Genomic DNA, 16,747 nt, shown 5'->3' with positions numbered 1-16,747 from the left:
AGCGCGCCCATGGCGCGCAAACAAAGAAAAAAGCCTGAGAAACTCAGGCTTTTTTTACAGGAGCAGTAGGAATCGAACCCACATCGATGGTTTTGGAGACCACTGTTCTACCTTTGAACTATGCTCCTACAATCAGCTCTTACCGAACCGACGAATTGTATTATAGCATAGCATACAGGGGAAAAGCAAGCCCCTTTTTAAGAAAATTTTACAAAAAAATACTATTGGAAATCCTATAAATATAGTAGAATATTAAATAACTGTGAAGGGACTGAACAGTTATTTAAGCAGGAAAGATTAGCAATATCCGTTTCCTGCCTGCAATAATAAGAAGGGAAAAATATGACAGACAATATACGAGTGATTGCAAGTGACTTTGATGGCACGATTTTAAAGGACGGCGCGCAGCATGTGGACGAGGTGTATTTCCCGCTCATCAGGGAACTGAAATCCATGGGCATTTCCTTTATTGCCGCCAGCGGAAGGCAGTATGCCAACCTGCGCAGGCTTCTTTGGCCTGTGGCGGATGAAATCAGCTATATCTGTGAAAATGGGGCGCTGATCGCCCAGGGCGGCAGGATTCTGTACCAGAATGAGATTGACAGGAGGATCGCCCTGCCGCTGATTGCGGACATGCAGGCGGTTTCCGGGACAGAGACCGTGGTATCCGGGGCGGATTCCTCCTACCTGGTGCCTGTGGATCCCCGCTTCCCGGTTCTCCTGCGGGAAAAGGTAAAAAATCAGGTGACTGTCCTGGAAAATTTTGAAGAAATGCCCGTTCCCATGATCAAGATATCCATTTTTTTTCCGCAGGGAATCCCTGCCGATAAGGAGGCCTGGTTCCATGAAAAATATGATCCGTATCTGAATGTGGTGGATGGCGGAAACGGCTGGCTGGATTTTACCAACAAAGGAGTGGATAAGGGCAGCGCCCTGAAGCTTTTGGCCGCAAAGGAGGAATTTTTCCTGGAAGAGGTGCTTGCCTTTGGGGACAGTGAAAACGATATGGCCATGCTGAAGGAAGCGGGCCTGAGCTATGCCATGAATACGGCCAGGGAGCATGTGAAAAAATGCGCCGACAGGGAATGCAGCCGGGTAAATGAGGTGCTGGAGGAACTGATCGCAGGGCGTTTGTAGGAGAATGGCCGGAGCGAATGGAAAAAAATGCCGCGGCAGATGCTGACAGAGAATAGAAAGAGGAGGACGCATTATGAAAGAAATTATCACCAAATATCCCCATCTCCTTCATGGCGGGGATTACAATCCGGAGCAGTGGATTGACTGCCCCCAGGTGCTGGAGGAGGATATCCGGCTGATGAAGGAGGCCCACGTAAACTGCGTTTCCCTGGGGATTTTTTCCTGGGCGAAGCTGGAGCCGGAGGAAGGGGAATTCCATTTCGGCTGGCTGCGCAGAATCATTGACCGTTTGTTTGAAAACGGCATTTACACCATCCTGGCCACACCCACAGGCGCAATGCCCCACTGGATGACGGCCAAATATGAAGAGGTAAGGCAGATGGGGCCGGACGGCGTGAGGAATCTGCCGGGCAGGAGACACAATTTCTGCTATACCTCCCCTGTGATGCGCAAAAAGATGAAGAAAATCAACCACGAGCTGTCCCGCCATCTGGGAAACCACCCTGGCGTGATCCTGTGGCATATTTCCAATGAATACGGCGGCAACGGATCCGACGCGTCCTGTCACTGCCCGCATTGCCAGCAGGCTTTCCGCGAGTGGCTGAAGGAAAAATATAAAACCCTGGACAACTTAAACCATGCCTGGTGGACCACCTTCTGGAGCCATACCTATACCGACTGGTCCCAGATCCACAGCCCTGTGCCCAACGGAGAAAACGGCCTGCACGGCCTGAATCTGGACTGGAAGCGTTTCGTCAGCCATCAGATCCAGGATTTCTGTAAGGAAGAAATCCATGCCGTGCTCAAATACAGCGTGCTGCCCGTCACCATCAATATGATGGAATTTTTCAAGCCTCTGGATTACTTCAAGTTCGCGCCCCAGCTGGATATTATTTCCTGGGATTCCTATCCGGAATGGCACAGTAAAAAGGACGAGGTGGATATCGCAGTGCGGGCGGCGGCCTGCCATACGCTGATGCGCAGTCTGAAAAAGGCGCCTTTCCTTTTAATGGAAAGCACGCCGTCCATTGTGAACTGGAAGCCGGTGAATACCCAGAAGCGTCCCGGCCTGCATGAGCTTTCTTCCCTCCAGGCCGTTGCCTGCGGCAGCAACAGCGTCCAGTATTTCCAGTGGCGGAAGAGCCGGGGAAGCTCGGAAAAATTCCACGGCGCGGTGGTAGATCACAGAAATGGAAGCAATACCCGTGTTTTCCGCGAGGTGTCCGCCCTGGGACAGCGTATGGAGCAGATTTCGGACGCCGTTTATCCCACCTGCAACCGGCCTGAGGCAGCCATTGTTTTTGACTGGGAAAACTGGTGGGCGCTGGAGGATATCCAGGGGCCGAGAAGAGATATGGCCTATCTGGATACGGTGCTGGCCCATTTCAGGCCATTCTGGGAAATGGGAATCGATGTGGATTTTGTGGATGAGGACAGCGATCTGAGCGGCTACCGTCTTGTAACGGCCCCTCTGAATTATTTGTATAAAAAAGGCTATGCGGCTAAGGTGAAAGCCTATGTGGAGGCCGGCGGCTGCTATGTATCCACCTATTTCAGCGGCGTGGTGGATGAAACTGACCTGTGCATTTTGGACAGGCACCCGCTGGAGGAGGTGCTGGGAATTTGCACCGAGGAAATGGATGCGGCCAACGAATATCATCCCAACAGTATTTATTTCGGGGGAAAATCCTATCAGACAGGCTGTCTGCGCGAGGTATCCCATGTGGTGCCCGGATCCGGCACGGAGGTGCTGGCATCCTATGAGGCCGATTATTACGCAGGGCTTCCCGCGCTGACCTGTAAAAGGTACGGAAATGGCAAGGCATATTATCTGGCCTGCGAAACGGAAGCGGATTTCCTGCGGGCTTTTTACGCACAGCTGGCAGGGGAAAACAATGTGGACGGCGCGTTTACCGGAAAGCTGCCCTACGGCGTCACAGCGTCCCGCAGAGAGGGGGAAAGAAACCTCTGGTTCCTTCAGAATTTCAACGCTTCGGAAGTGGAGGCGGAGCTTCCCGATACCTATACGAGAGTGGCCGATGGAGCCAGGGTGGAGGGCAAAGTCGTGCTGAAGCCCTATGAGTGCCTGATTCTTGCTGAAAAGCAGGCGGACGGCCTGTGACAGTACAGCTGATGTAAGTGTATAAAAAAAGGAAGGCTGCGGCCCGATTCCGTTTTCTGATCTGCAGAAACGGAATGGGCGCAGCCTTTTTTATCGGAAACTGTTTGTGTAAATTACCGGAGAAGCGGATACTGCGGTTATTTTCGGAAAATATCAAGTGCATGGCTCGTAATGCCAAGAAGATCCTCCCGCTCGCAGGTAGCAAAATGGTATTTCAAAAACAGAGCAAAGGTATCGTCATCCATGGCGTCAACAGCTTCCCGCATGAATAAAGCACAGCCGTCTGACGCGGCGTAATGCAGCCGGGTGACGGGAAATATGGACATCAGATCGTCGATATCCTCTTTCCGCACAAGCTCAAATAAATCCTCCGGTTTCGAACTGGCGGCAAATGTCCGGGAGTCGAGCAGCCCCATTTTAATATATTGGGCCACATTGATATTGCCGCGATGGAAGCCCTCGTCAAGGAGACAGCCGTCGGAGATAACATAGGCTGCGAAAATGACGCCTCCCGGCCTGGTCACACGGATCGCCTCGCGCAGGGCCTGTTGTTTGTCTTCCCTGCTGTAAAGATGGTACAGGGGGCCTAACAGCAATGTAATATCATACGTATTGTCCTGGAAAGCGGACAAATCCAGGGCATTGCCCTGGACGACAGTTATGTTCTCTCCGGGCAGCGTGTTCCTGCGGAAAATTTCTATATTATGCTCTATCAGCTCCACCGCATCAACAGTATGGCTTTGACGTGCCAGCGCATGGGAATATCTGCCTGTCCCTGCGCCGATTTCAAGCACCCGGTCGCCGGGATTTATGTATTTTCCTATATAATGCATGGTGGTAAGGAACTCGACTGAGCCATGCTTTACCGTAAGCCGGCTGTCCTCGTCGTAGTTATTGTAAAAATCAGTTAAATACCTGTTTGTTTTCATGGGATACCTCCTGTATGCCGTGAGTTTGCCTGGATACAGCCTTAACCAGCAGGCTGAAAGGGCTTTCGCCCCGGTTGGTTACCGGCTTTTTTCCGGTTATGTAAATCAGGCGCCGGGCAGCTCCCAATCCGGTTTTTCCTGCCTGACCAGGGCGGACAGCAGCTTGGACAGCATTTTTTCCGCAGCGTTTCTGTCTAACGATAACTTTTTCGTGGCTGTTAAGACTGCCATGCCGTGGGAATAAAGGAACAGGTCCAGAAATATTTCTTTTGCCCGTTCCGGTTCGACGCCGATGGCTTCCGAAAAAATCCCGGCCTTCTTTTCATTCCCTTTTTCCCTGTAAAAATCCATGGCCTCTGCCATTTCCAAATCCATATCCTTAATAAATAACAGCTTGAACAGATTGGTTTCGTCCCGGGCAAATTCAATGTATGAGAGGGGCAGGAGCAGGCAGGGGCTTACCTTGATGGAAGCGCTGTAATCAGCCACATACTGGCTATAGAAATCATAGGCGAAGTCCAGAAATCCGGCTTTCAGTTCTTCCATGCTGTTGTAGCAGGTAAAAATCGGTCTTGTGGAGCACTGCAGTCTTCCTGCGATGCTTCTTGCGTTTACCGCTTCAAATCCCGCTTCTCTTGTAATATCCAAAACAGTATTCAATATCATTTCCTTCGTTATCCTGGCTGCAGGCGGCATAGGGAATCCTTCTTTCAAAAAATTGATGTATAACATATGTTACATAACAATTGTTGCATATCGGCCCGGATATGTCAATAATAAAAATTTTTCTTACATTTTCCTGCCTTGGCAGAAGAAAAAAATTTTCCTGCTTTCACAGTTGTATGGGCAGGAGAAATAATCCCCTCCCCATGGCATACGGCATGAAAAAACGGCGTTTCCGTTTTCCCGTAGGAAAATACGTAAACGCCGCAAAATCAGTGAAAACCGTAAAACAGTAAAAACAGTAGAGCCCCTGCATTCAGGAACCTGCCTTTTATCTTGCCTTTTATTTTACGATAGGAAGCTCACCTGTATAACGATGGGTGTATGCGGGCTCCGCCCCCTGTTTGCCCCTGTCCGGGAGAGATTTTCTGTAATCTCGTCTTTCCCGAAAGGAATCCTCCCCATCGTCCTGCCGTTCCTCTTCCTCCTGCCTTCCATCTATGGAAAGCGGCCTGAAAATGGTCTTTCGCCCAATAAAGCAGATCAGCCGTGTCAGTTCAATCCCGGCAAAGATACCGATGCTGTCGATTGCCACATCCCTTGGGGAGGGAGAACGGCCCGGCACAAAGGACTGATGCCATTCGTCCAGCCCGGCGAAGCACACGCAGAACAGCCCGGCGGCAAGCACCAGCCGCCAGCCCCGCAGACGGTATACATACAGGGGGAAGGATACGGCGACGGCAAGCAGGAAGTATTCCGTCACATGCGCCAGCTTGCGTACATAATGTTCAATCCGTTCCGCATAATGCGCGATCTGCGCATCGCTCCATCCCCTGTCCAGGGCTCTGTCACACACCTGGACGAACCTTACGCTCACCGTACTGCTCACTGAACTGGAGGCTGTCCCGTCCTGGGCGGAAAAATTAAATATTACAAACATCATCATAAGCGCCGGCAGAAAGGACAGCGGCTTTAAAACATAACGCAGCAGCTTCTTTAAAAACATTTTAAAATATTTCATAGGCATTCCCTTAAGCTTTCTTTTCCTGTACTGGCAGCCCTGCATTAATGGTCCGGACGGCCATAAAAAATCTACTCTTAAATAATGTGAACATAATAGCACACAAAAATACCGAAAAAAAGCAATTACATTAAAAATTAAATAAATATTTAGAAATTTTGCTATAATTTAAGATATTGGCACAAAACGTCAGGATGCCTGTAAATGATTGATTTTATTAAAAAGGGGCTGTAAAATATTAACAGGACGCAGAAGGCTGCGGTATAGGGAAAAAGGCGGCGGCAGTTGATTTTTTGACGTTGGTATTTCTGGTAAAAGGAGGAAATGGGGATGGCGGAACTGAAGGAAGAATTAAGAAAGGCAGTGATAAAGGCGCAGGCCGATGAGGAAACAGGAGTTGTTTTATATTCTTATCTGGCAGAAAGGCAGAAGGATGAAAACAACCGGAAGATATTCAGGCAAATGGCGCAGGATGAACAGAAACATGCCGGCGTATGGAAATCGGTGACAAAGGAGGAGGTCAGGCCGAAGGGCTTCCATATTTTCTGGCTGAAGCTGCTGTCAGCGGTTCTGGGTTTTACTTTTGTGGTGAAGCGCATGCAGAAGGACGAGCAGATCAGCGGGGAAATTTATGAAAACATGAAGTCCGAAATACCCCAGGCGGCCATGATGCTGGAGGATGAAAGGCGTCATGAAAAAGAGCTTTACGGCATGCTGGACGAAGAGCGTCTGCATTATGTGGGAGCCATGGTCCTGGGCCTGAATGACGCGCTGGTGGAGCTGACGGGAGCCATTGCGGGTGTGACCTTTGCGCTGGCCAATACGCGGCTGGTCGCCATGACGGGCATAATCACCGGGATATCGGCCACGCTTTCCATGGCGGCCTCCAATTATCTGGCGGAGCGCGCCGACGGCAACGAAAAAGCATTGAAATCAAGCGTCTATACCGGCGCAGCGTATCTGGTTACAGTGGCGCTTCTGGTACTGCCTTACCTGCTGTTTCCCAACCAGATGTATGCGGCGGCCTTCGGCGTCATGATCGTGACGGTCCTGTTGATTATCCTGTTTTTTAACTATTATATATCCGTTGCAAAGGAAGAGCCGTTTCTGCGCAGGTTTGGGGAAATGGCGGTGATATCCCTCTCCGTGGCGGTGATTTCCTTTGTAATAGGCATTATTGCGAAAAATGTGCTGGGGATCGATACCCTGTAAAATGAAAGAGGTTAAGCCGGGAAAATCCGCAGGAAAATGGCGGACGCCCTGGAGGGTGGCAATGGAATTTCCGGTATATGCTGGCATCCTGCACAGTTTCGCACCGCCTGTTCCCGGTTTTCTGTGACTTTCGCCGTGGGACGGACATAAAAAGCACCCGGCGGCAGGCAAAGCCTGGCCTGACTTACAAACTTCACTTAATTTCAACAATTTGCATTGAAAAACCCCGCGGATTTTGTATAATAAGAAGAGAATGCCCGCCTGCAGGACAGCGCCAGGATTTGCCAGGGAAGGAAAAAGGCTGCTGTCAGCAGGGTGGAGCGTGTAACGGAATTCATTTCCGCAGGACTGATGTATATTGCGGAGGATAGTTTTTTGCATGCTCCAAGCAGCCGGCGCTTGGGAAAAAAGAAAAGCCGGCCACAAACATTTGGAGGAGCCATTCATGGGAAATGTAAGACGTATCTATGTAGAGAAGAAAGCCCCTTTTGCCGTGAAAGCGAAGGAACTGAAAGGCGATCTGAAGAACTATCTGAACCTGAAGGAAGTAGAGGATGTGAGGATGTTCATCCGCTACGATGTGGAGCATATCAGCGACGAGGTTTTTGAAAAGGCCTGCACCACGGTGTTTTCCGAACCGCCGGTAGATATTCTTTACAGAGAACAGATTGAGGTCCCGGAGAACGGAAGAGTTTTTTCCGTGGAATTTCTGCCCGGACAGTTTGACCAGAGAGCGGATTCTGCCCTGCAGTGCGTGAAGTTTTTGAACGAAGAGGAAGAGCCTATCATCAGGACGGCGGTAACCTATCTGATTACCGGAAAGCTGACGGATGACGAGTTTGACAGAATAAAGGCATACTGCATCAACCCTGTGGATTCCAGGGAAACGGATATGATAAAGCCGGAAACGCTGGAAACCGTGTTTGAAGAACCCGCGGATGTGAAAATTTTTGACGGTTTCAAGGATCTGCCCGAGGAGGAGCTGAAGGCTCTGTATTCCTCTCTGGGCCTGGCAATGACCTTTAAGGATTTCAAGCATATCCAGAACTATTTTGCCGGGGAAGAAAAAAGAGATCCTTCCATGACGGAAATCCGCGTACTGGATACCTACTGGTCGGATCACTGCCGCCATACCACCTTCTCCACCGAGCTGAAGAACGTGGAATTCGGCGAGGGCTATTACAGGACGCCCATGGAAAGCACCTACCAGAGCTATCTGGATACCAGGGAGGAGATTTTTAAGGGCAGGGATGACAAGTTCATCTGCCTTATGGATCTGGCACTCATGGGAATGCGCAAGCTGAAAAAAGAAGGAAAGCTCCAGGATATGGAGGAATCCGATGAAATCAACGCCTGCTCCGTCATCGTGCCCGTGGAGATGGATTACGGCGACGGCCCGGTGACCGAGGAATGGCTTGTTTTCTTCAAGAATGAAACGCATAACCATCCGACCGAAATCGAACCCTTCGGCGGTGCGGCCACCTGCCTGGGCGGCGCCATCCGCGATCCCCTTTCCGGACGCGGCTATGTATATCAGGCCATGCGTGTGACCGGCGCGGCCGACCCTACGGTTCCTGTTGCGGATACCCTGAAGGGCAAGCTGTCCCAGAAAAAACTGGTGCGCGGCGCGGCTGACGGCTATTCCTCCTACGGCAACCAGATCGGCCTGGCTACCGGCTATGTAAAGGAAATTTATCATCCCAACTATGTGGCGAAGCGTATGGAAATCGGCGCTGTCATGGGCGCTGCCCCCAGAAAAAATGTCATCCGTGAAACCTCTGACCCCGGCGATATCATCATCCTCCTGGGCGGACGCACCGGCAGGGACGGCTGCGGCGGCGCAACCGGATCCTCCAAGGTACATACGGAGGAAAGCATTGAAACCTGCGGCGCTGAGGTGCAGAAGGGCAATGCTCCCACAGAACGTAAAATACAGAGACTGTTCCGCAGGGCAGAGGTCAGCAGGCTGATAAAGAAATGCAACGACTTCGGCGCAGGCGGCGTATCCGTTGCCATCGGCGAGCTGGCTGACGGCCTTCGCGTGGATCTGGACAAGGTGCCCAAGAAATACGCGGGCCTGGACGGCACTGAGCTTGCTATTTCCGAATCCCAGGAAAGAATGGCGGTGGTAGTGGCTCCCGAAGATGTGGATACCTTCTTAGGCTATGCCGTGGAAGAAAACCTGGAAGCCGTAAGCGTGGCTGTGGTTACGAAGGAACCCCGCCTGGTTCTTACCTGGAGAGGCAAAGAGATAGTAAATATTTCAAGAGCCTTCCTGGATACCAACGGCGCGCATCAGGAAACCAATGTTTATGTGGATATCCCGGCGGAAGGAAGCAGCTATTTTGACAAATATGCGGTGCCCGAGGCAGGAGAAGCGCTGGAAGCGGGCGACGTAAAGAAAGCATGGCTGACCCTGCTTTCCAACCTGAATGTATGCTCCCAGAAGGGGCTGGTGGAAATGTTTGATTCCTCCATCGGCGCAGGCAGCGTGCTGATGCCCTACGGCGGCAAATACCAGCTGACAGAAACCCAGGCCATGGTGGCCAAGCTGCCGGTACTGAAGGGAAAGACCGATACCGTGACCATGATGAGCTACGGCTTTGATCCCTACCTGTCCTCCTGGAGCCCTTACCACGGCGCAATCTACGCGGTAACGGAATCCATGGCGAAAATCGTGGCTGCAGGCGGAGATTTCCATAAGATCCGTTTCACCTTCCAGGAGTATTTCCGCAGGATGACAGAGGAACCGGAAAGATGGAGCCAGCCCTTCGCGGCGCTACTGGGCGCTTTTGACGCACAGGTAGGCTACGGCCTCCCTTCCATCGGCGGCAAGGATTCCATGTCGGGAACCTTCAACGATATCGATGTACCGCCCACACTGGTATCCTTTGCAGTGGATGTGGCTAAAGAAAAGAATATTATCACTCCGGAATTTAAGATTCCCGGCAGCAAAATAGTCCGTTTCTGCCTGGAAAGAGATGATTTTGATATTCCTGTTTATGAAAGCGTTATGGAACTCTATGACAGGATCAGCGAAATGATCCGCGACGGCGTGATCGTTTCCGCCTATGCCCTTGACAGCAAGGGCGCCGCGGCAGCTCTTCCCAAGATGGCCTTCGGCAATCATCTGGGCGTTGAGCTGAGCGAGGAAGCGGATCTGAAGGAACTGTTTGAAAACTCCCTGGGCGACATTATCGCGGAAGTTCCCGCTGATAAATTCAACCTGATTGACACAGCTTACGAGCTGATTGGTACGATTACCAAAGAGCCTGCCGTTACCTTCGGAGAGGTGAAGATCGCTCTGGACGACATGCTTGCCGCATGGAAGGGAACCCTGGAAAAAGTATTCCCCACCAGGGCAAGCCAGGAAACAGATCCTGTAAATACCGGTCTGTATCAGGCTGACAGCATCTATGTTTGCAAAAACAAGGTGACAAAGCCCACCGTATTCATCCCCGTATTCCCGGGAACCAACTGTGAATACGACAGCGCCAGAGCCTTTGAACGCGCCGGCGCCAGCGTGGTGACCAAGGTATTTAAGAACCTGAGCGCCGAAGACATCAGGGATTCCGTGGGAGAATTTGAAAAAGCCATCAATGAAGCCCAGATCATCATGTTCCCCGGCGGCTTCTCCGCAGGCGACGAACCTGACGGCAGCGCCAAATTCTTTGCCACCGCCTTCCAGAATGCGAAGATTAAGGAAGCGGTCATGAAGCTGGTGAACGAACGCGACGGCCTCTGCCTTGGAATCTGCAACGGCTTCCAGGCCCTGATTAAGCTGGGGCTTGTGCCCTTCGGTGAAATTGCCGGACAGACGGCGGATTCCCCGACCCTGACCTTCAACACAGTCAACCGCCACATTTCCAAGATGGTATACACCAAGGTGGTTTCCAACAAATCACCCTGGCTGGCTGGCGCGCAGCTGGGCAAGACCTATGTAACCCCGGCTTCCCATGGCGAAGGCCGCTTCGTGGCAAGCGAAGACTGGATCCGCAGACTCTTTGAAAACGGCCAGGTGGCAACCCAGTACGCCGATCCGGAAGGCAATATTTCCATGGATGAGGAGTGGAATGTAAACGGCTCCTATGCCGCTATTGAGGGCATTACCTCCCCCGACGGCCGTATCCTCGGAAAGATGGCCCATGTGGAAAGAAGAGGCGACAGCGTTGCCGTGAATATTTACGGCGAACAGGATCTGAAGATTTTTGAATCAGGCGTAGCTTACTTTAAATAAACAGATGTATTTTGAAATCCCACGGCGGCTGCTGTGGGATTTCTTTAGTAACAGTTCAGGCAGGTTTGCGCATTCACTGCGCAAACCGTGAGAAAACGTGGTGGCAGCAGGCATCCGCCCCTCGCCGAAGGCGACTTATCATGGGCGGATGCAGTAACAGTTCGGCCGAAGGCTGAACTGTTACTTTCTTGAACTGCCGGAAGGAAAAAATGATTGCCCGCCCTTTGCATTTGTGATACAATTAATCGATTATGGGAAAGGATGTGCAGATGAAAATGAAGGCATTTTTGATACTGGAAGACGGCACGGTATTTGAAGGAATTCATATCGGGGCCGAAAAAGAGATAATCAGTGAAATCGTATTTAACACATCGATGGCCGGTTATCTGGAAGTGTTGACAGATCCCTCTTATGCAGGACAGGCCGTATGTATGACGTACCCGCTGATTGGTAATTACGGCGTATGCAGGGAAGATTGCGAATCAAGAAGACCCTGGCCGGACGGCTTTATCGTAAGAGAACTGTCCAGAATGCCAAGTAATTTCCGCTCCGACTGTACGATCCAGGAATACCTGGAGATACACGGCGTGCCTGGAATTGCAGGCATTGACACCAGAGCGCTGACGAAAATCCTGAGAGAAAAAGGAACCATGAACGGCATGATAACCACCAACGCAGATTACTGCCTGGAAAAAATCCTGCCGCGGCTGGCAGAATACACCACTGGCAAGGTGGTGGAAAAGGTAACCTGCGAGGCCAAATACGAAATCAGGGGCGTGAAGGATCTGGCTGATAACGGCCCGCTTTCCGGAAGCGCCGTATTTAATAAGGAAGACTTCCTTTCCGGGAAGAAAGAAAAGAAGCCCTCCCTGGTAAAAGAACTGAGCGGAGCCGGCAAAAGGGTGGCCCTGCTGGATCTGGGAGCCAAGGATAACATCGCCCGCTCCCTCGCCATGAGAGGCTGCGACGTCACCGTGTATCCGGCGCTTACAAGCGCGGAGGAAATCATTGCGGACCGGCCGGACGGCATCATGCTTTCCAACGGCCCCGGAGACCCCAAAGAATGTGAAAGCATCATCGCTGAAATCAGAAAGCTGTATGAAACGGACATCCCGATCTTTGCCATCTGCCTGGGGCACCAGCTCATGGCCCTGGCTACGGGAGCCGATACCTTTAAGATGAAATACGGCCACAGGGGCGGTAACCATCCGGTAAAGGATCTGTCCACCGGAAGAGTGTATATCTCCTCCCAGAACCACGGCTATGTTGTGGATATGGACAAGCTTGACAGCAAAGTGGCAGTTCCTGCTTTTATCAATGTCAACGACGGAACAAACGAGGGCTTAAGCTATACGGGAAAAAATATTTTCACCGTGCAGTTCCATCCCGAGGCCTGCCCGGGGCCTCAGGATTCCGGCTACCTGTTTGACCGGTTTTTTACGATGATGAATGGAGGAATGTAAGATGCCAAAGGATCCCAATGTAAAAAAAGTAATGGTCATCGGTTCCGGCCCTATCGTTATCGGCCAGGCCGCTGAATTTGACTATGCAGGCACCCAGGCCTGCCGTTCCCTGAAGGAAGAGGGCGTGGAGGTGGTGCTTGTCAACTCCAACCCCGCAACCATCATGACGGACAGGGATATCGCGGACAGGGTTTATATCGAGCCTCTGACCGTAAAAGTTCTGGAACAGCTCATTGAAAAAGAAAAGCCGGACAGCCTTCTCCCCACCCTGGGCGGCCAGGCCGGCCTGAATCTGGGAATGGAGCTGGACGAATCCGGCTTCCTGGCGGCCCACAATGTGAAGCTGCTGGGCACCACCTCCCAGACCATCCGCAAGGCGGAGGACAGACAGGAATTCAAGGACACCATGGAAAAAATCGGCGAGCCCTGCGCTCCCTCCCTGGTGGTAAGAAATATCGAAGACGGCGTGGCTTTTGCCAGGAAAATCGGCTATCCCGTAGTGCTTCGCCCGGCCTATACCCTGGGCGGTTCCGGCGGCGGCATCGCCCACAGCCAGATGGAGCTGGAAGAGATTCTGGCAAACGGCCTGCGGCTTTCCCGCGTGGGCGAGGTTTTAGTGGAACGCTGCATTGCCGGCTGGAAGGAAATCGAATACGAGGTAATGCGTGACAGCGCCGGAAACTGCATCACTGTCTGCAACATGGAAAACATCGATCCGGTAGGCGTGCATACCGGCGACAGTATCGTTGTCGCCCCTTCCCAGACCCTGAGCGACAAGGAATACCAGATGCTCAGAAGCGCCGCCCTGAATATTATTGATGAGCTGCAGATCACAGGCGGCTGCAACGTCCAGTTTGCCCTGCATCCTGTGAGCTTTGAATACTGCGTGATCGAGGTCAACCCCCGTGTCAGCCGTTCTTCCGCGCTGGCAAGCAAGGCTACAGGTTATCCTATCGCCAAGGTGGCGGCTAAGATTGCCCTGGGCTACACGCTGGATGAAATCAAAAACGCAATTACCGGAAAGACCTACGCAAGCTTTGAACCCGCACTGGACTACTGTGTGGTGAAGCTGCCCCGTCTGCCCTTTGATAAGTTTATTACGGCAAAAAGGACGCTGACCACCCAGATGAAGGCGACCGGAGAGGTTATGAGTATTGCAAATAACTTTGAAGGCGCGCTGATGAAGGCCATCCGTTCCCTGGAACAGCATGTGGACTGCCTGCTGAGCTATGATTTTTCAGAGCTTACGGCGGAAGAACTGAAGGAACGCCTGAAAAAAGTGGATGATCAGAGAATTTATGTCATTGCCGAAGCCATTCGCAAGGGCATCGACTATGATACGATTCATGAAATCACCATGGTGGATCACTGGTTCATCGATAAAATAGCCATACTTGTGGAAATGGAACAGGCCCTTCAAACGCAGCCGCTCACGGTACAGCTGCTGCGCGAAGCGAAGCGCATTGAATTCCCGGACAATGTAATCAGCCGCCTCACCGGCCTGCCGGAAGCCGAAATCAAGCAGATGCGCTATGACAACGGCATCGTCGCTTCCTATAAAATGGTGGATACCTGCGCCGCGGAATTTGCAGCCAGCACACCTTATTACTATTCCGTTTACGGCGGGGAAAATGAAGCGGTGGAAACAAAGCCCCTGAAAAAGGTCCTGGTCCTGGGCTCCGGCCCGATACGAATCGGACAGGGCATCGAGTTCGATTACTGCTCCGTACATGCCACCTGGGCTTTTTCCAGGGAAGGCTATGAGACCGTGATTATCAACAACAACCCGGAGACGGTCAGCACCGACTTCGATATTGCGGATAAGCTGTATTTTGAACCCCTCACACCGGAGGATGTGGAAAATGTGGTAAACATCGAGCATCCAGACGGCGCGGTGGTGCAGTTCGGCGGGCAGACTGCCATCAAGCTCACGGAAAGCCTGATGAAAATGGGAGTTCCCATTCTGGGAACCAGCGCGGAAAACGTGGACGCCGCAGAGGACAGGGAGCTGTTTGACAAGATTCTGGAAGAATGCGAAATCCCCAGACCCTCCGGCGGCACCGTGTATACGGCGGAGGAAGCCAAGGCTGTTGCCAACAAGCTGGGCTATCCGGTTCTGGTGCGCCCTTCCTATGTACTGGGCGGACAGGGCATGCAGATTGCCATTTCCGATACGGAAATTGAAGAATTTATGGAAATCATCAACCGGATTGCCCAGGATCATCCCATCCTTGTGGATAAGTATCTGCAGGGCAAGGAGTTGGAGGTGGATGCGGTCTGTGACGGCACCGACATCCTGATCCCCGGCATCATGGAGCATATCGAACGTGCAGGCGTCCACTCCGGCGACAGTATTTCCGTATACCCGGCCCAGACCATCAGTGAAAAGGTAAAGGCCACCATTGCCGAATATACAAGAAGGCTGGCAAAATCCCTTCATGTAATCGGCCTGATTAATATCCAGTTCATCGTGGTGGGCGAAGATGTTTATGTGATTGAAGTGAATCCCCGTTCCTCCAGGACGGTGCCCTATATCAGCAAGGTGACGGGAATTCCCATCGTGGATCTGGCTACCGAGGTCATTATTGGCAAGAAAATCCGTGACCTGGGCTATGAACCCGGGCTCCAGCCGGAGGCAGGCTATGTGGCAATCAAGATGCCCGTATTCTCCTTTGAAAAAATCCGCGGCGCGGAAATCAGCCTTGGGCCGGAAATGAAATCCACAGGCGAATGCCTTGGCATTGCCAAAACCTTTAACGAAGCGCTTTACAAAGCCTTCCTGGGCGCGGGCGTGGATCTGCCCAGGCATAAGCAGATGATCATCACGGTAAAGGATGCGGACAAGGGAGAGGCAATCGAAATCGCCCGCCGTTTTGAAAAGCTGGGCTACATCATCTACGCCACCAGAAGCACTGCCGCGGCGCTGAGAGAAGCCGGCGTCAAGGCCCGTCAGGTCAATAAGATCAACCAGGAATCCCCTACGGTGATGGACCTTATCCTGGGACACCGAATCGACCTGGTTATCGACACGCCCACCCAGGGCCGGGATAAATCCAGGGACGGCTTCCTGATCAGAAGAACCGCCATAGAAACGGGCGTCAACTGCCTGACCAGCCTGGATACCGCAAGGGCGCTTGTGGGAAGTCTGGAAACAAAGAGCAATGAATTATCGTTAATAGATATCGCAAAACTATAAAACAGGTGAAATGAATAAAGTAAATTATCAGAAGCAGCTGGATGAGCTCCTCCGGCAGCTTCCGGAAAAAGAATCGAAAAAAAAGCTTCTTCTGCATAGCTGCTGCGCCCCCTGCAGCAGCTATGTGCTGGAATATTTAAGACAATATTTCGACATCACCGTCCTGTACTATAATCCCAATATTACGGAGCGTGAGGAATATGAAAAGCGCGCGGCGGAACAGAAGCGCCTGATTCGGGAAATGAATGAAGAAGCGGACGGAGACTGCAAAAACCGTATTCTGGCGGAAGAGGGCCGTTACGATCCGGAGCGTTTTTTCGCGGCGGCAAAAGGCCTGGAGCTGGTGCCGGAGGGCGGGGAACGCTGCTTTAAGTGTTATGAAATCCGCCTGCGGGAGGCTGCACGGATTGCCAGAGAGCAGGGCTTTGACTATTTTACAACCACCCTTACCATCAGCCCTTTAAAAAATGCGGACAAGCTCAATGAGATTGGAAACAGACTGGCAGAAGAGTACGGCGTCGCCTTCCTTCCCTCGGATTTCAAGAAAAAGAACGGATATAAACGCTCCGTGGAGCTTTCGGAAAAATACGGATTATACCGCCAGGACTACTGCGGGTGTGTTTTTTCAAAGGCGGAGCGTGAAAGAAGCAAAGGTTCGGGTTCCTGAGCTGTTTTAGAAGAAGTCAAGGATCAGGTGCATGGGCTGCTATGGAAAAAAGTAAAGATTCAGTGTCTGAATTACTATGAAAAAGCAGCGGTTCAGGTGT

General features: G+C 51.8%; 10 protein-coding genes and 1 tRNA gene. 7 read left to right on the top strand and 4 right to left on the bottom strand.

All coding sequences use genetic code 11. The features are described 5' to 3' along the window. Window positions 1–57 precede the first annotated feature (57 nt). A tRNA-Trp gene (locus HMPREF1548_RS25405) sits at window positions 58–128 on the bottom strand. Between the two features lie 214 nt (window positions 129–342). Here HMPREF1548_RS25405 and HMPREF1548_RS25400 point away from each other — a divergent pair. Both HMPREF1548_RS25400 and HMPREF1548_RS25395 read left to right on the top strand, forming a co-directional pair. Beyond that, window positions 343–1,137 (top strand): HAD family hydrolase, encoded by a 795-nt coding sequence (locus tag HMPREF1548_RS25400; RefSeq protein WP_021639637.1) that lies wholly within the window; start codon window positions 343–345, stop codon window positions 1,135–1,137. 73 nt (window positions 1,138–1,210) lie between these two features. Next, complete coding sequence (locus tag HMPREF1548_RS25395; protein WP_021639636.1) at window positions 1,211–3,259, top strand: beta-galactosidase; 2,049 nt, start codon at window positions 1,211–1,213, stop codon at window positions 3,257–3,259. Between the two features lie 137 nt (window positions 3,260–3,396). Here HMPREF1548_RS25395 and HMPREF1548_RS25390 read toward each other — a convergent pair whose 3' ends face one another. The 3 genes from HMPREF1548_RS25390 to HMPREF1548_RS25380 form a co-directional block, all read right to left on the bottom strand. After that, the gene (locus tag HMPREF1548_RS25390) at window positions 3,397–4,188 is read right to left on the bottom strand and encodes a class I SAM-dependent methyltransferase (RefSeq protein ID WP_021639635.1); all 792 of its coding nucleotides are present in this window, start codon (window positions 4,186–4,188) and stop codon (window positions 3,397–3,399) included. 105 nt (window positions 4,189–4,293) lie between these two features. Next, on the bottom strand, window positions 4,294–4,854 hold the full coding sequence (locus HMPREF1548_RS25385; RefSeq protein WP_330413886.1) for a hypothetical protein: 561 nt from the start codon (window positions 4,852–4,854) through the stop codon (window positions 4,294–4,296). A gap of 340 nt (window positions 4,855–5,194) precedes the next feature. After that, window positions 5,195–5,872, bottom strand: a complete 678-nt coding sequence (locus HMPREF1548_RS25380) for a VanZ family protein (protein ID WP_083493059.1) — start codon at window positions 5,870–5,872, stop codon at window positions 5,195–5,197. A 330-nt stretch (window positions 5,873–6,202) separates the two neighbouring features. Between HMPREF1548_RS25380 and HMPREF1548_RS25375 the strand changes: the two genes are divergently transcribed. The 5 genes from HMPREF1548_RS25375 (at window position 6,203) to HMPREF1548_RS25355 (ending at window position 16,647) form a co-directional block, all read left to right on the top strand. Next, window positions 6,203–7,084 (top strand): VIT1/CCC1 transporter family protein, encoded by an 882-nt coding sequence (locus tag HMPREF1548_RS25375; protein ID WP_198168687.1) that lies wholly within the window; start codon window positions 6,203–6,205, stop codon window positions 7,082–7,084. 445 nt (window positions 7,085–7,529) lie between these two features. Next, on the top strand, window positions 7,530–11,321 hold the full coding sequence (locus tag HMPREF1548_RS25370) for a phosphoribosylformylglycinamidine synthase (protein ID WP_025489024.1): 3,792 nt from the start codon (window positions 7,530–7,532) through the stop codon (window positions 11,319–11,321). Window positions 11,322–11,596: 275 nt separating this feature from the next. After that, a complete protein-coding gene (locus HMPREF1548_RS25365; protein WP_025489025.1) occupies window positions 11,597–12,784 on the top strand; it encodes a carbamoyl phosphate synthase small subunit in 1,188 nt (395 codons plus the stop codon). 1 nt (window position 12,785) lies between these two features. Further along, complete coding sequence (gene carB, locus HMPREF1548_RS25360; protein WP_035323905.1) at window positions 12,786–15,980, top strand: carbamoyl-phosphate synthase large subunit; 3,195 nt, start codon at window positions 12,786–12,788, stop codon at window positions 15,978–15,980. A gap of 10 nt (window positions 15,981–15,990) precedes the next feature. Then, window positions 15,991–16,647, top strand: coding sequence for an epoxyqueuosine reductase QueH (locus HMPREF1548_RS25355; RefSeq protein WP_021639623.1), 657 nt, complete (start codon window positions 15,991–15,993; stop codon window positions 16,645–16,647). The last annotated feature ends 100 nt before the right edge of the window (window positions 16,648–16,747 follow it).

Origin of the sequence: Clostridium sp. KLE 1755 (genome assembly GCF_000466465.2) — a bacterium.
GTDB classification, from domain to species: Bacteria; Bacillota; Clostridia; order Lachnospirales; family Lachnospiraceae; genus Eisenbergiella; species Eisenbergiella porci.
This window is presented reverse-complemented; position numbering and strand designations above follow the sequence as displayed.